This window comes from Bacillus sp. SIMBA_005, from assembly GCF_046535585.1.
In the GTDB taxonomy this organism is placed as follows: Bacteria; Bacillota; Bacilli; order Bacillales; family Bacillaceae; genus Bacillus; species Bacillus pumilus.
Genome location: NZ_JAWRWI010000112.1, coordinates 1 through 352, shown reverse-complemented (window position 1 = coordinate 352; position 352 = coordinate 1). Strand labels below are relative to the sequence as shown.

1 protein-coding gene is annotated in these 352 nt (G+C 66.8%); it reads right to left on the bottom strand.

Annotation, left to right across the window (positions count from 1 at the left end):
• Nucleotides 1-202 precede the first annotated feature (202 nt).
• The coding region (locus SB660_RS19345) for a non-canonical purine NTP pyrophosphatase (RefSeq protein WP_410583853.1) at nucleotides 203-352 on the bottom strand (150 nt) is incomplete at its 5' end.

Here is a 352-nt window from a genome sequence, read left to right as displayed (position 1 = left end):
CCATGACTTCACAACCCCGACGGCTCCTGTCGAGCGCTGGATCGAGCGAGTGACGGCGCCCTCGAAGAAGGTCGTATGGTTCGAGAACTCGGCGCACCTGTGCATGCATGAAGAGCCCGGCAGGTTCGTCGTGAACCTCGTGACCCTGGCGTTGCCGCTCGCTGCCGTCGCCTGATCCGGTCGTCGAAGCCAGCCGTCCCGCTCAGAGCTGCGCGAGCAAGGGCATCAGCTCGGCGAATGCCCGTGCGCGGTGCGACTGCGCCTGCTTCTCCTCCGCCGTGAAATCGCCCACCGTGCGCTCCTTCCCCTCAGGCTGGCCGTCGGGGACGAAGATCGGGTCGTAGCCGAACCC